Here is an 18,441-nt window from a genome sequence, read left to right as displayed (position 1 = left end):
GGTTCCTCCGGGCCACCGGGCGGGTACCGTTGCGCTCGTGCAGGACACAGCGCGACCGGCCCGCAATCTGGCGGTCGACTTCTACCGCGTGTCGGGTGTGATCCTGATCGTGCTGGGGCATTGGTTGGCCGGCTCGGTGACTTATCACGACGGATCTTTCGGTCGGCAGAACCCGCTCGTCGACATACCGTGGACCCAGTGGCTGACCTGGCCCTTCCAGGCCGTCCCGACGTTCTTTCTGGTCGCCGGCTACGCCGGCGCGTTGTCCTGGACGCATCGGCGCGAAACCGACGGTGTGTCGCGCCAGACCTGGCTTCGGCACCGGCTGGCCCGCGTCTTGGGCCCGACGGCGGTCTACGTCGCGCTGGTGTTGGTGGTGGTGGCGGTTCTCGACGTCGGCCACGTGGCCCGTACGACGATGGAGTACGCGGGTTGGGCCGTGGCCATGCATCTGTGGTTCCTGGCCGTCTACCTGATCGTCGTCTCGCTGACCCCGATTGCGGTTGCGGCACACCGGCGTTGGGGGCTGCTGGCGCCGGCGGCGCTGGGGGTGGGCGTCGTTGCGGTGGACGCCCTCTCGATCGGTGCCCACGTGCACAACCTTGGCTGGGTTAACTACCTGCTGTGCTGGGGGGCGTTCTACCAGCTCGGGATCGCTTGGCGCGGAGGGCTACTGGGCGGCAGCAGAGCGGTGGTGCTGGCCGCCTGCTCGGCGCTCGCGCTGGGGCTGCTGATTGGGCTTCGTATGTATCCGGTCAGCATGATCGGCGTTCCCGGGCAGACGATCGACAACACGACGCCCCCCACCGCGGCGCTGTTGGCGTTCGGATGCGCGCAGGGTGGGCTGGCGATAGCGCTCGCGCCCGCGCTGAATCGCGTGCTGCGCGCCGACAGGGTCAAGCGGGCGCTGGCCATCGGCAACAACAACGTGATGGCGCTTTACCTCTGGCACATGATCCCGGTCGTGATCGTCGCGATCGTGGCGTATCCGGCGGGCCTGCTGCCCCAACCGCCGGAGGGAACGGGGCTGTGGTGGCTGGCCCGGCTGGAGTGGGTGGTCGTCCTCGGCGTGGTGACGGCGGTTGAACTGGTGTTGTTGTCGTCGTTGCGGCGACTTTTCGCGGCCCCGCTGCCCATGCTCGGTGTGCCCCTCACCGAACGCTGGGGGGAAGTGTTCATGCTGGTCGGTGCCGCGCTGGCCGCCGCTGGCCTGCATTTCTTTGCCTACGCGGGGTTCGCGCCGGACGGCCGCCTACCGTGGGTGACCGCGGCGCTGTTCGCCGGCGGCGTGCTGCTGGTGGCGCTTCGCCCGACGAAGACCGGCCGCAGCGCGGCCGATCCGGCACCGGCGACCGGGCGGACTCGGGCGCCCCGGGGATAACGGCCCGGCCTGTTTGGCAAGCGACTTACGACCCCTTGAGAGGGGCCGTAATGCCCTGGTCGGAGGCCGTATCTGGGAGAAACGTCTCTGGCAGGTCCCAACGCCTTAGCTAAGGGAGTACGCAGATGTTAGACAGCCTAGCGGTCACCAACAACCACGGCCCTCAAGGGCGCGCCCAGGATGCCGAACTATTGAAGGAATCCGGCGTGCACAAGCTCGTCGTTCTCGACCGCGACGGCAACTGCTTAGCGTTCGTATTGGCTTGGGATGGTTTCGAATACGACGCGGAGACCGACGCCTACGTGTGCGTCGCCGATCGCGATGGCTCCGAACTTCTGACCGTCTACGCCGCCGGTGAGATCAACTCCGCGCCCGGCGAGAACATGTATGTCGTGAGGGCACCGGACGGGTCCGGCGCGGCACGCCGCGGGCCACGCTGACCAAACCGTTACGTGTATTCGCGTCGCTGAACGCTATGATAGACCGTTCGTACGGTTAGTTATGCCGAAGGGTTGAAGATGCCCAGGTCGCCTGGCAGGCGTGGCGAGATTCTGGACGCGTTCGTCCGCTATGTCGCCGAACGTGGCTATGACAGAACGAATATCGGCGACATCGCCGACGAACTCGGCATGTCGAAGGGCACGATCGTCCATCACTTCGGCACCAAGGCCCAGATGTTGCGGGAGCTCGAAGAGACCCACCTGGCCCTCCAGCTCGACGTGCTGCGGATGGCCTGGGATCGCCTGGCCGCCCCGCACGAGCGGATCGCGGCGATCATTTACGCCTCCGCACTGCTGCAGGTGAGCGCGCGCCACGCTACGGTCGCGAGCCAGCGCGAGGTGGTTCAACTGTCCGACGACCCCGCGATGCAGCAGGTACGCAAGCTGCGCGATCAGTTGCAGACACATGCAATTGACGAAATCCGCAACGGGATCGATCTCGGCGTGTTTCGAAGCGTGGACGTCGAATTGGCGGCGCTGCAGCTGTGGGGATCGCTGGAGTGGATGTGGGTGTGGTTCGATCCGGCCGATTCCCGGACGCCTGAAGAAGTCGGCGCCGCTTTCGTCGACGTGTTTCTCGGCGGGCTGCTGCTCGACCGCCTGGGCCTCAGCAAGTGGGCGAACCCGTCTGCCGGCGTCGTCTCGGTGGTGCGTGAGTGCCTCGCCGCGGTCACGGCCGGGCGACGCTGACGGACGATCGCCGAAACATGTTGCGCCGGAGCCACATTCGACGATAGTCGGCGTGCATACGTGCCGCTGCGCCGGCAGTCGCCATGAGACACAAAAAGCCCTGATAAAACCAGGGCGTTCCGCGGATCGCCCACATGTTTGGGCGAAAGCGGGCGAGATTTGCGATTTATTGACCGCACGTACGGTCTAATGCGATAGTTGCAGCGTGGCGCAAAGGATGGCGGCGTGGGGCCGGAGGGCGGGGACCCGGGCCGCCGCCCGGGAGGACCGCGGAGTGGGTCAGCACCTCGAACGGCGTGATGCGCGACGCCGGGTGTCGCACCGAGCACAGTTGGGCCGGATCGTGACGCGCGGCAGCCGGCAGGCGTCATCACTCGATACGCCGTCGAAATGCATTCTGCCGCGCCGGTTTTCGGAGCGTACGCACCCTACGGGCAAGGCTGCGAATCGGAACCACGCCGGCCGGCTGCGCCTCTCCCCCGCGCCGCCGCGTCGCTCACGTGAACGGCCGGCACTAGAGCCGCGATCCGCCACGCATCCGCCCGGGGGGCCGCGCCGATGACCACCACCACGCACTCGTTTGCCGGCAAAGTGGGCCAACGGATCCGGCCGGGCACCGAAGTCGCCGGCGGGTTCTTCCGGATGTGCGTGCTGACCGCTAAGGCCCTCAAGCAGCCCTTCGAGTGGCGCGAGTTCATCTGGACCGGCTGGTTCCTCATGCGGGTGTCGCTGCTGCCGACGATCGCGGTGTCCATCCCGGAAACCGTGCTGCTGATCTTCACGCTCAACCTGCTGCTGGCCGAGATCGGCGCCGCCGACGTCTCCGGTGCCGGTGCCGCGATCGGCGCGGTCACCCAGCTCGGCCCGATCGTGACCGTGCTGGTGGTCGCCGGCGCCGGGGGCACCGCCATCTGCGCCGACCTGGGCGCCCGCACCATCCGTGAGGAGATCGACGCCCTCGAGGTGCTCGGCATCGACCCGATCCACCGGCTGGTGGTGCCGCGCGTCGTCGCCTCGACGATGGTCGCGGTGCTGCTCAACGGCCTCGTGGTCGCCGTCGGCCTCGGGGGCGGCTACCTCTTCAGCGTCTACCTGCAGAACGTCTCGAGCGGCGCCTACCTCTCCACGTTGACGGCGCTGACGGGCCTGCCCGAGGTGGTGATCGCGTTCATCAAGGCCGCGACGTTCGGGCTGATCGCCGGCCTCGTCGGCTGTTACCGCGGGCTCATCGTCCGCGGCGGGTCCAAGGGTCTGGGCACCGCGGTCAACGAGACGGTGGTGCTGTGCTTCATCGCCCTGTTCGCGGTCAACGCGGCGCTGACCACCATCGGCGTGCGGTTCGGGACCGGGCGCTGATGACCGTCACCGCAGCGGATTCCACGGCGCCCGCCCGCTTCTCATGGGCCAGCCTCAGCCGATACGGCGAGGCCCCGGCCCGGGCACTGGTTGAGATCGGGCAGATGGTCTGGTTCGCGATGACCGCCGTCGGGCAGATCCCCTTCGCCATGCGCCGCTACCGCAAAGAAATGTTGCGGATGGTCGCCCAGATGGGCATGGGCACCGGCGCCATGGCCGTGGTCGGGGGCACCGCGGCCATAGTCGGCTTCATCACCCTGTCCGCGGGCTCGCTGGTCGCCATCCAGGGCTACGCGACGCTGGGCAACATCGGTGTCGAGGCGTTCACCGGGTTCTTGGCCGCGCTGGTCAATGTGCGCTTCGTGGCGCCCGTGGCCGCCGGTCAGGCGTTGGCCGCGACGGTTGGTGCCGGCGCCACCGCGGAACTGGGCGCCATGCGCATCAGCGAGGAGATCGACGCGCTGGAGGTGATGAGCATCCGGTCGGTCGCCTTCCTGGCGTCCACCCGGGTGGTGGCGGGTCTCGTCGTCATCATCCCGCTCTACGGGTTGGCGATCACCCTGGCCTTCGTGTCCCAGCAGGTCACCACGGTTTTTTTCTACGGGCAGTCCGCCGGCACGTACAACCACTACTTCCACACATTCCTGCGCCTCAACGACGTGGGCTGGTCGTTCGCGGAGGTGATCCTGGTCGCGGTGGTCGTGATGACCACCCACTGCTACTACGGCTACACCGCCAGCGGCGGGCCGGTCGGCGTCGGTGAAGCCGTCGGCCGGTCGATGCGGCTGTCGTTGATCACGATCGTTGTCGTCGTCGTGCTGACCGCGATGGCGGTCTACGGCAAGAGCCCGAACTTCAACCTCACGGTGTAGCCGACCATGACGACCCGGACAGCCCCGCCCCCGCAGATCAAGGACCACCCGCCACGGATTCCGCCGTACAAGACGGCGGCCGTGGTGTTCCTGGTGATCGCCGCGGTGGTGTTGTCGTTCGTGTGGCTGCAGTTCCGGGGCCGGCTCACGCCGAAGACGCCCTTGACGATGGTGGCCCCCCGATCGGGTTTGGTGATGGATCCGAATTCGAAGGTCACCTACAACGGGGTGGAAATCGGCCGGGTGGCCAGCATTTCGCAGATCCAGCGTGATGGCGTGCCGGCGGCCAAGTTCGTCTTGGACGTCCAGCCCAAGTACATCGACCTGATCCCGGCCAACGTGGAGGCGAACATCAAGGCGACCACGGTGTTCGGCAACAAGTATGTGTCGTTGACCTCTCCGAAAAACCCGACGCCGCAACGCGTTACCCCGAATCAGGTGATCGAGGCGCGGTCGGTGACGACGGAGTTCAACACGTTGTTCGGGACGATCACCTCGATCGCGGACAAGGTGGACCCGGTCAAGGTGAACCTCACGCTGGCCGCCGCGGCGCAGGCGTTGACCGGGCTGGGCGACAAGTTCGGGCAGTCGATCGTCAACGGCAACACCATTCTTGACGACATCAATCCGCAAATGCCGCAGATCCGCCACGACATCCAGCGGCTGGCGGCCCTCGGCGACACTTACGCGAACGCCGCACCTGATCTGTTGGACTCCCTCAACCACGCGGTGGTCACGGCGCGCACCCTGCACCGGCAGGAGGCCGACCTGGACGCCGCGTTGCTGGCGGCGGCCGGGTTGGGCAACACGGGTGAGGACATCTTCCGACGCGGCGGGCCCTACTTCCAGCGGGGCGCCGCGGATCTGGTGCCCACCGCCCAGCTGCTCGACACCTACAGCCCCGAATTCTTCTGCACCATCCGCAATTACTACGATGAAGAACCCGCGGCCTTCGCGACGACGGGCGGCGGCAACGGCTACGCGCTGAGGACGATGACCGAGCTGACGTCGGGGTTGGGCGGCATCCTGACGCTCCCGGGGCTGGCCGGCACGGTGGCCACCATGGGGCTCCTCGGGCTGGCCGGGCTGGTGGGCGGCGCGCCGAATCCCTATGCGTACCCGGACAATCTGCCGCGGGTGAACGCGCGCGGCGGGCCCGGGGGTGCGCCGGGTTGCTGGCAGGGCATCACCCATGACCTGTGGCCCGCGCCCGAGCTGGTGCAAGACACCGGCGCCAGCCTCGCACCGTACAACCATCTGGACACCGGCTCGCCGTACGCCATCGAGTACGTGTGGGGCCGCCAAGTCGGGGACAACACGATCAACCCATGAAGATCACCGGCTCCGCCATCAAGCTCGGCATCGTCTCGTTGGTGCTGGCGCTGATCACCGTCTCGATCGTGGTCGTGTTCGCACAGCTGCGCTTCAACCGGACCAACAGCTATACCGCGGAGTTCAGCAATGCCAGCGGCCTCAAAGACGGCCAGTTCGTTCGCGCCTCGGGAGTGGAGGTCGGCAAGGTCAAGAAGGTGCGCCTGGTCGACGGTGGCCGCAAGGCGCAGGTGGACTTCGCCGTCGACCGCTCGATTCCGCTCTACCAGTCGACGACCGCCCAGATCCGCTACCTCGACCTGTTCGCGAACCGCTTCCTGGAACTCAAGCGCGGCGACGGTGCGGGCACCGACCGCGTGTTGCCGCCGGGCGGATTCATCCCGCTGTCCCGCACCTCACCGGCGTTAGATCTCGACGCCCTGATCGGTGGTTTCAAACCCCTGTTCCGGGCGCTGGATCCGGAAAAGGTCAACACCATCGCGTCGGCGATCATCACCGTGTTTCAGGGTCAGGGCGGCACCATCAACGACATCCTCGACCAGACCGCGCAGCTGACCTCGCACCTCGCGGAGCGTGACGAGGCGATCGGCGAGGTGGTCAAGAACCTGAATGTGGTGCTGGACACCACGGTTCGGCATCGCAAGGAATTCGACCAGACGATCGACAACTTCGAGCGGTTGATCACCGGGCTGGAAAACCACGCCGACCCGCTTGCCGCCGGCACCGCGAACATCAGCAACGCCGCCGGAACGGTGGCCAACCTGCTGGCCGACAACCGCGCTCTGCTGCACAAGGAGATCGACTACCTGCAGGCGCTCCAGCAGCCGCTCGTGGACCAACGCGATCAGCTCAGCGATCTGGTCCACAAGACGCCGACCGCGCTCAACCTGATCGGGCGCAGCATCGGCCTCTACGGCGACTGGGTGAACTTCTACCTCTGCGACCTGACGATCAAGTGGAACGGTCTGCAGGCCGGCGGCCCGGTCCGGACGGTCAGAATTTGGCAGCAGCCCACGGGCAGGTGCTCGCCGCAATGAGAACGCTGACCGAATTCAACCGCAGCCGTGTGGGTCTCATGGGCATCACGGTGTTGATCCTCGGCGTCGTGGTCGGCCAAAGCTTCACCAGCGTCCCGATGATCTTCGCCACTCCGAGCTTTTACGGTCAGTTCACCGACACCGGCCAACTGAACAAGGGCGACAAGGTGCGGATCTCCGGCGTGAATGTCGGCAAGGTGGAGTCCTTCGCGATCGACGGCGACCATGTCCTGATCAAGTTCAACATCGGCGCCAACACCATCGGCACCGAGAGTCGGCTCGCGATCAAGACCGATACCATCCTGGGCAAGAAAGTTCTCGAGATCGAGCCGCGCGGAAACCAGACGTTAAAGCCGGGCAGCGTCTTGCCGCTGAGCCAAAGCACCACCCCCTATCAGCTCTACGACGCGAACTTCGACATCACCAGGGCCGCCGCCGGCTGGGACGTCGACACCGTCAAGCGCTCGCTGAACGTCTTGTCGCAGACCATCGACCAGACCTACCCGCACCTGAGCGCCACGCTCGACGGGTTGACCAAGTTCTCCGACACCATCGGCAAGCGCGACGAACAGATCAAGCACCTGCTCGCGCAGGCCCACCAGGTGGCCGGCGTGCTCGGTGACCGCAGCGAACAGATCGATCGGTTGCTGGTCAACGCCAAGACGCTGCTGGTCGCGTTCAACGAGCGCGGCCGGGCCATCGACGCCCTGCTGCAAAACGTTTCGGCCTTCTCGACGCAGGTGCAGGGGTTCATCAACGACAACCCGAACCTCAACCCCGTGCTGGAACAGTTGCACGCCATCACCGACGTGCTGGTGACGCGCAAGGAAGACCTGGCCCAAACCCTCACCTATGTCAGCCAATTCGCCGCATCGCTGGGGGAATCCGTCGCGTCGGGACCGTACTTCAAGATCGTGCTGTCCAACCTCTTGCCGTACTGGATCCTGCAGCCGTTCGTCGACGCCGCCTTCAAGAAACGAGGTCTCGATCCGGAGGACTTCTGGCGCAGCGCCGGGCTGCCCGAGTTCCGCTGGCCCGACCCGAACGGGACCCGGTTCCCCAACGGGGCGCCACCGCCGGCACCTCCGGTGCTGGAGGGCACGCCCGATCATCCGGGACCGGCCGTCCCGCCGGGAACGGCGTGTTCGTACACACCACCAGCCGACGCGCTGCCGCGGCCGCGGAACCCGTTGCCGTGCGCGGGCGTAAACGTCGGACCGTTCGGCGGCAGCTTCCCGGCGCCGATCGACGTGCAGGCCTCGCCGCCGAACCCGAACGGTCTGCCCCCGACCCCGGGGATCGCGATCGCCGGGCGGCCGGGCGATCCGCCCCCGGACGTGCCGGGCACACCCGTGCCACTGCCAACCCAGGCACCGCCGGGCGCGCGCACCGAGAACCTGCAGCCCGCCGGCCCGCTGCCGCCACCGTCAACGTTCGCGCCCGCCCTGCCTCCCGGGCCACCCGCACCGCCCGGACCCGGGAATCAACTGCCGGCCCCGTTCATCAATCCCGGCGGCACGGGAGGCAGCGGCATCACGGGAGGTAACCAGAATTGAGTGCCGTCAACACATTTCGTATCCCGCGGGCGCGGAAGGTCATCGGGGTGCTGGTGGTGGCGCTGGCGGTGCTGGCCGGATACCTCGGGTTGCAGCTCTACAACAAGCTGACGACCAACACCGTGGTCGCGTACTTCCCGGAGGCCAACGCGCTCTATGCCGGGGACAAGGTGCAGATCATGGGCGTCCGCGTGGGTGCGGTCGACAAGATCGAGCCGGCCGGCGACAAGATGAGGGTGACGTTTCACTACGAGAACAAATACAAGGTGCCCGCCAACGCGTCCGCCGTGATCGTCAACCCAACCCTGGTGGCGTCACGCAACATTCAGTTGGAGCCGCCCTACCAGGGCGGCCCGGTGATGGGCGACAAAGCGGTGATCCCCATCGAGCGCACGCAAGTCCCGACGGAGTGGGACCAACTGAGCCAGAGCGTCGCCAACGTCATCAACAAGTTGGGCCCGACACCCGAGCAGCCGAAGGGTCCGTTCGGTGACGCCATCGAGTCGTTCGCCGACGGGCTGGCCGGCAAGGGCAAGCAGATCAACACCACGCTGAACAGCCTGTCGCGGGCGTTGACCGCGCTGAACGAGGGCCGCGGGGACTTCTTCGCGGTGGTGCGCAGCCTGGCGCAGTTCGTCAACGCCCTGCACAAAGACGACCAGCAGTTCGTCGCGCTGAACCAGAACCTGGCCCAGTTCACCGACAAGCTGACCGGGTCCGATCGCGAGCTGGCCACGGCGATACAGCAGTTCGATTCCCTCCTGTCCACGCTGCGGCCGTTCCTGAACAAGAACCGCGGGGTGTTGACGAACGACATCGACAACCTCGCCACCCTGACCAACACGCTGGTGCAGCCCGATCCGCTGAATGGTTTGGAGACCGCCCTGCACGTGCTGCCCACGCTGGAGACGAACCTCAGCCAGATCTATCACCCGACGCACGGCGCGGTCATGTCCATCCCGGCGATCCCGAACTTCGCGAACCCAATGCAGTTCGTCTGCAGCATGATTCAGGCCGGCAGCCGGCTGGGCTACCAAGATTCCGCCGAACTGTGCGCGCAATACCTGGCGCCGGTCCTCGATGCGATCAAGTTCAACTACCTGCCCTTCGGGCTGAACCTGTTTTCCACCGCCGAGACGCTGCCCAAGGAAGTCGCCTACTCGGAGCGCCGGCTGCAGCCGCCGAACGGGTACAAGGACACGACTGTGCCCGGGATCTGGGTGCCCGATACCCCGTTGTCGCACCGCAACACCCAGCCCGGCTGGGTAGTTGCCCCGGGGATGCAGGGGCAGCAGGTGGGGCCGATCACCGCGGGCCTGTTGACCCCCGACTCGCTGGCCGAACTGATGGGCGGCCCGGACATCGCGCCCCCGCAATCGGGGCTGCAGACGCCGCCGGGACCGCCGAATGCCTACGACGAGAACCCGGTGCTGCCCCCCATCGGCGTGCGCGCCCCGCAGGTGCCGATCCCGCCGCCGGCGCCCGGGCCGGGCGTGATCCCGGGGCCGGTCGCACCGACACCCCCGCCCGCTGCGGCGGCCGTTTCGGCGGGACTGGGATCGTGAACGCGCTGCGCGCCTTCGGCATTCGCGTCGGGTACCGGGCGCGCCAAGCGGTTGCCCTGCTGGTCGCCACCGCGGCGCTGACGTCCTGCGCGAAGTGGCACGGAATCGCGAACGTGCCGATGCCGGGCGGCCCGGGCAGCGGCCCCGGCTCGTACATCGTCTACGTGCAGATGCCCGACACGCTGGCCCTGAACGACAACAGCCGGGTGCGGGTGGCCGATGTCTTCGTGGGCACGGTGCGCGCGATTGCCCTGAAGAACTGGGTGGCCACGCTGACGCTGCGGGTGGACAAGAGCGTCAAGTTGCCGCGGAACGCGACCGCCAAGATCGGGCAGACCAGCCTGCTGGGCTCCCAGCACATCGAGTTGGCCGCGCCACCCAACCCGTCGCCGGAGCCGCTGCGGCCGGGTGACACCATCCCACTGCAAAACGCGTCGGCTTACCCCACGACCGAGCAGACCCTGGCCAGTCTCGCCATGATCTTGCGCGGGGGCGGCATCCCGAACCTCGAAACGCTGCAGAACGAGGTGTACAACATCGTGCACGGGCGGGCCGACCAGATCCGGGCCTTCCTCGGCAAGCTGGACACCTTCACCGCCCGGCTCAACGAGCAGACCGATGACATCACCCGAGCCATCGACTCGACCAATCGGCTGCTGGCGTACGTGGGTCCCCGCTCGGACGTCATCGATCGGGTCCTCACCGAATTCCCGCCCCTGCTCAAGCATTTCGCCGATAAACAGAACCTGTTGATCAACGCGGTCGACGCGACGGGCCGACTCAGCCAGGTTGCCGACCAATACCTGTCCGCTTCCCGGGGCGACCTGCACCAGGACCTGCTGGCGCTGCAATGCCCGCTGCGGGAGCTGGGCCGTGGCGCGCCCTATCTGATCCGCGCGCTCAAGCTGATCCTGGTGCGGCCGTTCGACGTCGACGCCGTGCCGAAGGCGTTCCGCGGCGACTACTTCAACCTGTCGCTGACGCTCGACCTGACCATGAGCTCCGTCGACAACGCGATCCTGACCGGGACCGGATTCTCCGGAGCGCTGCGCGCGCTCGAGCAATCGTGGGGCCGCGACCCCGAGACGATGATCCCCGACGTCCGCTACACGCCGAACCCGAACGACGCTCCGGGCGGGCCGCTGGTGGAAAGGGCGGACCGAGGCCAATGCTGACCCCCTTCATCAAGCGCCAGCTGATCCTGTTCGCCCTCCTGAGCCTCGTCACCGCGGTCGCACTCGGCGGGTATTACCTGCGGATTCCCACCGCGGCGGGGATCGGCCAGTACACGCTGCACGCGGACCTGCCGGCGTCGGGCGGTCTGTACGAGACGGCCAACGTGGCCTATCGCGGCGAAACCATCGGCAGGGTCACCGACGTCGAGCCGACCAAGTCGGGCGCGCGGGTGACCATGAGCATCGCCAACCGCTTCAAGATCCCGATCGACGCGACGGCGAACGTGCATTCGGTGTCCGCGGTCGGTGAGCAGTACATCGATCTGGTGTCGCTCGGCAACCCGGGCAAGTACTTCCAGCCGGGACAGACCATCACCAAGGGCACCATACCCACCGACATCGGTCCGGCGCTGGACGCCGCGAACCGCGGGCTGGCCGCGCTACCCAAGGACAAGATCTCCTCGTTGCTCGACGAAACCGCCCAAGCCGTAGGCGGATTGGGGCCCGCGCTGCAACGACTGGTCGACGCGACCCAGGCGATCGCCGGGGATTTCAAGACCAACATCGGTGATGTCAACGACATCATCCAAAACTCCGGGCCGATCATCGACAGCCAGGTCGCCTCGGGTGACTCGATCGAGCGGTGGTCGCACAACCTGGACATCCTGGCCGCACAGAGTGCGGAAAACGACCAACACGTGCAAAGCATCCTGACCCAGGGCGCGCCGACCGCCGATCAGGTCAACGCGGTGTTCGGCGACGTCCGCGAATCGCTGCCGCAGACGCTGGCGAATCTCGAGATCGTGCTGGACATGCTCAAGCGCTACCACAAGGGCGTCGAGCAATTGCTCGTTTCCTACCCGCAAGGCGCCTCGGAAGGCCAGACCGTGACGACGCCGTTCCCGGGCTACGCATCGCTCGGCACCTCGCTGACGATCAACCAGCCGCCGCCCTGTCTGACGGGGTTTCTCCCCGCACCGCAGTGGCGCTCGCCGGCGGACACCAGCCTGGCGCCCATGCCGTCCGGAACCTATTGCAAGATCCCGCAGGACGCGCCGGCCAACGCCGTGCGCGGGGCGCGCAACCTGCCGTGTGTCGATGTGCCCGGCAAACGCGCCGCCACGCCGCGGGAATGCCGCGACTCCAAGCCGTACGTCCCCGCGGGCACCAACCCGTGGTACGGCGACCCAAACCAGATCCTGACCTGCCCCGCGCCCGCGGCGCGCTGTGATCAGCCGGTCAAGCCGGGCCTGGTGATACCCGCGCCGTCCGTCAACAACGGCATGAATCCCGCACCCTCCGACCGGATTCCGGGGACACCGCCCCCCGTCAGCGATCCGTTGCAGCGCCCGGGCTCGGGCACCGTCCAATGCAACGGGCAGCAGCCGAACCCCTGCGTCTACATCCCGGGCGGCCCTCCCGCGGCGGTTTACAGCCCGCAGAGCGGCGAGCTTGTGGGGCCCGACGGCGTGAAGTACGCGGTCGAAAATTCGACCAAAACCGGGGACGACGGGTGGAAGGACATGCTGGCGCCGCCCGGTTGAGCTTGCTCCCCATGGATCCCATTGATTTGCAAGGCTTTTGGCCCCATCCCAAGGTTCTGGGCAACGGGAGGGTCGCCCTCCCCCACCTAACCCGCACCCGCACGCCCGGAGACGCGTCGCGCGGCTCCTCCGGGCAGCCTCAGCGTCCTGACCAGGCCATTGACACTGACCGCACGTACAGTCATATACTTGGGCATCGTCGAGTTGGCGCATCACCACGCTCCAGGTCGGTGAAGCTCGGAGATCGGAGCGAAATGCCGGAAGTGATTGGCCTGGGCCAGCTCCGGAGTGACGCGTGCGCCTATCTCGAGCGGGTGGCCACCGGAGAGGCGATCGATGTCGTCCGTCGCGGCAAGCTGGTGGCGCGAATCCTGCCGGTCGGCGACTGGAGGGTGGCTCCCGTCCCGACGCGATCCGTCAAAGCCCCGGCCTCCGACGCGGGCGGCTGGGTTGGGCTCGAGGAATTGCGAACCCGCGCCGGGCGGTGCTTCGACCGGGTCGCGGCCGGCGAGACGGTCTACGTCGTCCGCGGCGGGCGGATATTGGCCCGAATCGTGTCGGCCGTAGCCGGCGCGACGTCCCCGCCGCCGGCGGACGCTGGTCGCCGGATCGAGCTGGACGAGCTGCGTAAGCGCGCGGGACGCTACTTCGACAGGGTCGCGGCGGGCCACACGATTGAGGTCGTCCGCGGCGGCAAGCTGGTGGCCCACATCGTGTCGGCCGCCGGGGACGACGCCCTCAAAGGGGCCTGATCGCCGCCTACGAGGCCGGCCCGCCCCTTATCTGACCCGCAATTCGGCGCGTTTTGCCATCGGCAATGTGGGTAGGCTACCCTAACTAATTTAGATAGGAAGGCTTACTTACTGTGCCGGTTAGGTTCCCGTTGCACCCACACGCCGATGCGTCCCGTCGCGCCTGGCTGCCCTGCCCGAATTGCGGCTGGGGCCGCGACAAGTGCTCGGAGTGCCGTAGCCAGCGCAACTGCGGCGCGCACTGGCAGTACCTGCTGAGCAACCGCGCGACGGTGGTCAACCTGCAATGCCCGGGCTGCGCGAACCTGTGGTCGACCGACACCCGAAACCGCTAGGCCTCGACGAGCGCGTCGTCGGGCAGCGGGCGTTGACACACCGCGCGCGCGTCCTCGGCGCTGAGCCCGAATAGACGCAGAACGCTTTCCGTCACCCTGTCGGCGGCCCGTGCGTCGTCGCGTTCCGGGTCGTCCCGCAACAGCTTTCCCAGCCCGAGTAGGGCACCCCCCGCCATGAAGAGGGCGAGTTCGGGATCGTCGACCGTGAACCTGCCCATGTCGACGCCGGCCTTGATGTCACGCAGCGCCCGCGGGGCCAGGCCTCGATCGGACGACAGCAGCGCCAGCCCGTTGGCCAGCAGGATGTCGCTCTCCCGCGGCCGCCGGCGGAATAGCCGGCCGATCAACCGGAAGCAGGTGGCAAAGGTTTCCGCCGGGTCGTCGATCGACTCGGTTAGCCGGTCCAGCATCGCCCCGTGCGCGTCGAGCACGTCGGCGACCGCGGCCTCGAACAGCTGCTCCTTGCTCTCGAAGTGGTTATAGAAGGAACCCATCCCCACGTCGGCCGCCTGGGTGATCTCCAGGACCGGCACGTTGGTCTTGCCCTCGGCGATCAGGCGCTGGGCGGCGCCGATCAGCGCCGCCCTGGTGCGCTGTTTGCGCCGTTCCAAGCGGCTGGGCTGGTCCTGGGCTTCGGGCATCGCGCTCACCTATAGGAGTATGCATCACTATTGAAGATTTCGTCAGATAGATCTTGACGGCGCGCCCCGGATATGTGACGATTTCGTCAGTTACCTGGAGATGGCGATGAATCTGACGAAAAACCCCCACCAAAATCTGCACAGCGAGAAAGGCGCGCTGCGCGGCGAGCACCCGGGCCGGTCCAGCAATCCGGTGATCAAGGTCGCCGACATCGCCTGGTTGGAGTTCGACAAACCCGACCTGACCCGCGCCGAGGCGTTCGCCCGGGCCTTTGGCTTCCAGACCGCGCGGAACGACCCCGACGACCTACACCTGCGTGGCACCCGCGCGGGCGGACCGTGCGTGATCTTGCGCCGGGGCCCGCGCACGCGCTTCACCGGCGTGGCCTTCCGGGCCTGCGACGAGGCCGACGTGCTGCGGCTCGCCGACGCATCCGGTGCTCCCGTGCGGGCGCTGCCGGAGACCATCGGCGGCCTGTCGGCCGACCTGGTCGATCCCAGCGGCATGCCGGTGCGCGTCGTCGCCGGCATGCACGAGTTGCCCGAGCTGCCCGGCCAGCCGGTCCACGCCCTCAACTTCGGCTGCGGCGTGCGGCGAACCAACGCCGGCCAGCGCCCCCCGCGCGTGCCCGCACGCATCGAGCGGCTGGGGCACCTGGTGCTGCAGTCGACGAAGTATCTCGAGACGCTGAACTGGTACCTCGACAACCTGGGGATGATCGTCAGCGACTTTCTGTACTTCCCGGGCCAGCGCCGCCGCGGACCGACCATGAGCTTCATCCGCTGCGATCGAGGATCGACCCCCGCCGATCACCACACGCTGGCGCTGGCGCTCGGGCCGGCCAACCGTTACGTGCACTCGGCCTACCAGGTCAGCGACCTGGACGCGCTGGCCGCCGGCGGCGAATACCTGAAGGACCGTGGCTATGTCCGATCCTGGGGAATCGGCAGGCACATCCAGGGCAGTCAAATCTTCGACTACTGGCGCGATCCCGACGGATTCCTGGTCGAGCACTTCACCGACGGCGACCTCTTCGACAACACCCTGGACCCGGGCTGGGCGGCCTTCACCGCGTCCGGACTGGCCCAGTGGGGGCCGCCGGCGACCAAGGACTTCCTCGGAACGGACCTGAAATCCGCGCGCCACGAAGTGATTTCGATGATCACCGCGCTACGCGCACGCAACGAATTCGATGTCAACCGCCTCGCCGGCCTACTGAAAGTACCCACCTCATGACAATTTCCGTGCTGCGCACCGCCTCTGAAGCCGGCCCCGCCTGGTGGCTCAAGACCCCGGACGGCGCCGTGAAGATCGACACCGACGCCACCAGTACCGCGGCCCTGCTGGCCGACCGCGCCGCCATCGCGGCCGCCGGCGGCGAGCCCGTCGCGCTGGACAGCCTGCCATTGGTCTCCCCCATCACCCGCCCGTGCCGGGTGATCGCGCAGATGACCAACTTCGCGTCGCACGTCAAGGACGCCGGCATGGACCCGGCGTCCATTCCGCTGACCTTCTTCCGCAAGGCGTCGGCGTCGATCACCGGTCCGTTCGACGAGATCGTCAAACCCCCGCACGTCAGGTTCCTCGACTACGAGGTGGAGATCGGGCTGGTCATCGGCCGCGAAGTCCCCATCGGCGCAACCATTTCCGAGGACAACCTCGCCGAATTCATCGCCGGGCTGGCGGTGACGAACGATGTTTCCGCGCGCGACATCCAGCTTCCCCAAACCCAGTTCTACGAGGCCAAGTCGTACCCGACGTTCACGCCGGTCGGTCCGGAGCTGGTGCTGCTGACCGCCGAAGAGCTCAACCGGTTCGGCGACCTGCGGCTGCGGCTGAGCGTCAACGGCCAGGAGCGGCAAAACGCGCTCGTCGAGGGCGACATGCTGTATCGGCCGCTGGAAGCGCTGCAATCGCTCACCCAGTTTCAGGAACTCGCTCCCGGCGACCTGGTACTCACCGGCACCCCGGTCGGCACCGCGCTCAGTGCCCCGCCGAAGCCGGTGCAGATCATCTCGAACCTGTTGCCGCCCGCGGTGAAATGGAAGATGTTCTTCAAAGGTCAGGCCGGCAACCCCAAGTACCTCAACGACGGCGACGTCGTGGAGGCTTCGGTGGCCACCGACGACGGGGCCATCGACCTCGGCGCACAGCGCAACGAGGTTCGATTCAAATGAGCGACAACGTTGTTCCGCATGTTCCGGTGGTGATCGTCGGCGCCGGACCGACCGGGATCACGGCCGCCACCCTGCTGGCGCAGGGTGGGGTCGACAGCCTTGTCCTCGACCGCTGGCCCGACGTGTACCCGCAACCGCGCGCCGTGCACTTGGACGACGAGATCTATCGCATCATCGCACGGCTCGGCATGGCCGACGAGTTCGCCACGATTTCGCGGCCCACCCTCGGATTGCGCTTGGTGGACAACCGGTTCCGGGTGCTCGGCGAGTTCCACCGCGAGCCCTCCCAAAGCCGGAACGGTTTTCCGCAGGCCAACATGTTCGACCAACCGGAGTTCGAGGCGCTGCTCCGCGCGAACCTCAAGCGGTATCCGAACGCCCAGTTGCGCGGGAACGTCGAGGTCACCGCAGTGAGCGACAGCGGACCGGGGGCCCGAGTCACGTTCACCGACATAACCGACGGCCGTGTGCACCACGTCGACGCAGACTACGTGTTGGGCTGTGACGGCGCCAAGAGCATCGTGCGCACCGAAATCGGCTCGGCCATGCGGGATTTGAAGTTTGAGCAGCGGTGGCTCGTGGTCGACATCGCCAGCGACTCCGACCTGCACCAATGGGACGGCGTCCACCAGGTGTGCGACAAGGTGCGCGCCGGGACCTACATGCGCATCGGAGCGGGCCGCTACCGGTGGGAGTTCCGATTGTTGGACGGCGAAAGCGCCGAGCAGTTCGGCACGTTGGAGTCATTGCGACCATTGATCGCGTCCTGGATCGCCGAGGTTGCCGACTCCGAGATGACGCTCTTGCGGGTTACGGAGTACACGTTCCGGGCGCAGATCGCGGATCGCTGGCGCCGCGGCAACGTCTTCATCCTCGGTGACGCGGCGCATCTCACTCCCCCGTTCGTCGGGCAGGGCTTGTGCGCCGGAATGCGGGACGCCGCCAACTTGGCCTGGAAGATCGCCGCGGTCCACCATGGCACCCTCGATGCAAGCGTTCTGGATTCCTATGAGCAGGAACGCAAGCCGCATACCCGGCACATGATCCACCTTGCGCTGGGCGTCGGCTGGGCGATGACCGGCGGCGGCCGCGCCGGCGATCTCGCGCGTCGCCTGGTGCTGCCCAGGCTGCGGCTGATCCCCGGCCTGCGCGACAAGGTGGTCGACTCGACCACCCCGCCGCTGCGGGCTTCCGCGCTGGTGCGCAAATCCCGCCGGCCGGGCCAGCTCGCCGGCACCCTGTCCCCGAACCCGTTGCTGCCCAACGGTCAGCGGCTCGACGACGTCATCGGCACCGGGTTCGCACTGATCACCACGAGTCTCCCTGGCGCCGAGGAGCAAGCGCTCCTCGGGCGCCGCGGCGTCGCCGTCGTGGTTGCCGAGCCCGGCGGCGGGCTCGACTCGTGGCTGCGCGGTGGCCGAGCCACCGCGGCGTTGGTGCGCCCGGACCGGACCGTCATGCGCGCGGGCCGCGACCAGGCGGCGCTATGTGCGTGGGCCGCCACCGTCCTGCACGCCGACTGAACGC

17 protein-coding genes are annotated in these 18,441 nt (G+C 67.3%); 16 read left to right on the top strand and 1 reads right to left on the bottom strand.

Annotated elements, in window-relative coordinates; translation table 11 throughout:
• Positions 1-37 precede the first annotated feature (37 nt).
• From AC5Y4S_RS21155 to AC5Y4S_RS21095, 13 genes are all read left to right on the top strand, one after another.
• Positions 38-1,381: an acyltransferase family protein gene (locus tag AC5Y4S_RS21155; protein ID WP_500034556.1), complete on the top strand. Its 1,344-nt coding sequence runs from the start codon at positions 38-40 to the stop codon at positions 1,379-1,381.
• A gap of 125 nt (positions 1,382-1,506) precedes the next feature.
• Positions 1,507-1,821, top strand: a complete 315-nt coding sequence (locus AC5Y4S_RS21150) for a hypothetical protein (protein ID WP_500034555.1) — start codon at positions 1,507-1,509, stop codon at positions 1,819-1,821.
• A 78-nt stretch (positions 1,822-1,899) separates the two neighbouring features.
• Complete coding sequence (locus tag AC5Y4S_RS21145; RefSeq protein ID WP_500034554.1) at positions 1,900-2,571, top strand: TetR/AcrR family transcriptional regulator; 672 nt, start codon at positions 1,900-1,902, stop codon at positions 2,569-2,571.
• Between the two features lie 642 nt (positions 2,572-3,213).
• Positions 3,214-3,927 (top strand): MlaE family ABC transporter permease, encoded by a 714-nt coding sequence (locus AC5Y4S_RS21140; RefSeq protein WP_500034654.1) that lies wholly within the window; start codon positions 3,214-3,216, stop codon positions 3,925-3,927.
• Positions 3,927-4,799, top strand: coding sequence for an MlaE family ABC transporter permease (locus AC5Y4S_RS21135; RefSeq protein ID WP_068187061.1), 873 nt, complete (start codon positions 3,927-3,929; stop codon positions 4,797-4,799). The genes AC5Y4S_RS21140 and AC5Y4S_RS21135 overlap by 1 nt, the downstream gene beginning before the upstream one ends.
• A gap of 6 nt (positions 4,800-4,805) precedes the next feature.
• Positions 4,806-6,131 (top strand): MCE family protein, encoded by a 1,326-nt coding sequence (locus AC5Y4S_RS21130; RefSeq protein WP_500034553.1) that lies wholly within the window; start codon positions 4,806-4,808, stop codon positions 6,129-6,131.
• Positions 6,128-7,168, top strand: a complete 1,041-nt coding sequence (locus AC5Y4S_RS21125; RefSeq protein WP_500034552.1) for a virulence factor Mce family protein — start codon at positions 6,128-6,130, stop codon at positions 7,166-7,168. The genes AC5Y4S_RS21130 and AC5Y4S_RS21125 overlap by 4 nt, the downstream gene beginning before the upstream one ends.
• Positions 7,165-8,724 (top strand): virulence factor Mce family protein, encoded by a 1,560-nt coding sequence (locus AC5Y4S_RS21120; RefSeq protein WP_500034551.1) that lies wholly within the window; start codon positions 7,165-7,167, stop codon positions 8,722-8,724. Before AC5Y4S_RS21125 ends, AC5Y4S_RS21120 begins: the two co-directional genes overlap by 4 nt.
• Entirely contained in the window at positions 8,721-10,289 is a 1,569-nt protein-coding gene (locus AC5Y4S_RS21115; RefSeq protein WP_500034550.1) for a virulence factor Mce family protein, read from the top strand. Before AC5Y4S_RS21120 ends, AC5Y4S_RS21115 begins: the two co-directional genes overlap by 4 nt.
• Entirely contained in the window at positions 10,286-11,464 is a 1,179-nt protein-coding gene (locus AC5Y4S_RS21110) for a virulence factor Mce family protein (protein ID WP_500034549.1), read from the top strand. Before AC5Y4S_RS21115 ends, AC5Y4S_RS21110 begins: the two co-directional genes overlap by 4 nt.
• On the top strand, positions 11,458-13,008 hold the full coding sequence (locus AC5Y4S_RS21105) for an MCE family protein (RefSeq protein WP_500034548.1): 1,551 nt from the start codon (positions 11,458-11,460) through the stop codon (positions 13,006-13,008). Before AC5Y4S_RS21110 ends, AC5Y4S_RS21105 begins: the two co-directional genes overlap by 7 nt.
• Before the next feature lie 254 nt (positions 13,009-13,262).
• The gene (locus AC5Y4S_RS21100; protein WP_500034547.1) at positions 13,263-13,760 is read left to right on the top strand and encodes a type II toxin-antitoxin system Phd/YefM family antitoxin; all 498 of its coding nucleotides are present in this window, start codon (positions 13,263-13,265) and stop codon (positions 13,758-13,760) included.
• Between the two features lie 113 nt (positions 13,761-13,873).
• Positions 13,874-14,095 (top strand): hypothetical protein, encoded by a 222-nt coding sequence (locus tag AC5Y4S_RS21095; protein WP_500034546.1) that lies wholly within the window; start codon positions 13,874-13,876, stop codon positions 14,093-14,095.
• Here the strand turns inward: AC5Y4S_RS21095 and AC5Y4S_RS21090 are convergent.
• A complete protein-coding gene (locus AC5Y4S_RS21090; protein ID WP_500034653.1) occupies positions 14,092-14,736 on the bottom strand; it encodes a TetR/AcrR family transcriptional regulator in 645 nt (214 codons plus the stop codon). The two genes, AC5Y4S_RS21095 and AC5Y4S_RS21090, sit on opposite strands and share 4 nt — an antisense overlap.
• 106 nt (positions 14,737-14,842) lie before the next feature.
• Here AC5Y4S_RS21090 and AC5Y4S_RS21085 point away from each other — a divergent pair, with 106 nt between their 5' ends.
• Genes AC5Y4S_RS21085 through mhpA form a run of 3 tightly spaced genes read left to right on the top strand, consistent with a single transcriptional unit; the run spans position 14,843 to position 18,437 of the window.
• On the top strand, positions 14,843-15,973 hold the full coding sequence (locus AC5Y4S_RS21085) for a VOC family protein (RefSeq protein WP_500034545.1): 1,131 nt from the start codon (positions 14,843-14,845) through the stop codon (positions 15,971-15,973).
• Positions 15,970-16,914, top strand: coding sequence for a fumarylacetoacetate hydrolase family protein (locus AC5Y4S_RS21080; protein ID WP_500034544.1), 945 nt, complete (start codon positions 15,970-15,972; stop codon positions 16,912-16,914). The genes AC5Y4S_RS21085 and AC5Y4S_RS21080 overlap by 4 nt, the downstream gene beginning before the upstream one ends.
• Positions 16,911-18,437 (top strand): bifunctional 3-(3-hydroxy-phenyl)propionate/3-hydroxycinnamic acid hydroxylase MhpA, encoded by a 1,527-nt coding sequence (gene mhpA / locus AC5Y4S_RS21075; protein ID WP_500034543.1) that lies wholly within the window; start codon positions 16,911-16,913, stop codon positions 18,435-18,437. Before AC5Y4S_RS21080 ends, mhpA begins: the two co-directional genes overlap by 4 nt.
• The last annotated feature ends 4 nt before the right edge of the window (positions 18,438-18,441 follow it).

The organism is Mycobacterium sp. NGS64, assembly GCF_059812245.1.
This window is presented reverse-complemented; position numbering and strand designations above follow the sequence as displayed.